The organism is Pseudomonas sp. EA_5y_Pfl2_R50, assembly GCF_963970475.1.
Lineage (GTDB): Bacteria > Pseudomonadota > Gammaproteobacteria > Pseudomonadales > Pseudomonadaceae > Aquipseudomonas.
Genome location: NZ_CAXAPT010000183.1, coordinates 1 through 447 on the forward strand (window position 1 = coordinate 1; position 447 = coordinate 447).

At 68.7% G+C, this 447-nt stretch carries 1 pseudogene; it reads left to right on the forward strand.

The annotated features are described in order from the left end of the window. Nucleotides 1–447 (forward strand): annotated as a pseudogene (locus tag AACY19_RS27350) (efflux transporter periplasmic adaptor subunit); the annotation flags it as partial.

A 447-nucleotide genomic window follows, 5' to 3' on the forward strand; every position in this document is an offset into this window, starting at 1 on the left:
TGGCGATGACCGCGCAAGCGGTCCAGCAGGCCGGTATTGCCGTCGAGACGATCAATCCCAGCGGGCTCGGCGCGGAAATCGTAGCGCAGGCGACAGTCAGCGCATCACCGCAAGGCGAAGCGATCGTGACCGCCCGCGCAGGCGGCGCGGTCACGCGATTGATGAAGCGGCTCGGTGATCCGGTGCGTGCCGGCGAAACGCTCGCCGTCGTCGAAAGCCGGGACGCGGCGCAGTTTGCTGCCGATCGCACAGCTGCCGCTGCGAAATCGACGCTGGCGCAAAAGGCACTCGCCCGCGAGCAATATCTATTCCGCCAGAAGGTCTCGGCGCGGGTCGAGCTTGAACAGGCAGAAGCCGAGGCCGCGTCTGCTGTGGCTGAGGCGCGCCGCGCCAGCGTGGCGGCAGGGGCCGCACGGGTGACGTCCGATGGCCGCGGCGTGTTGGTGT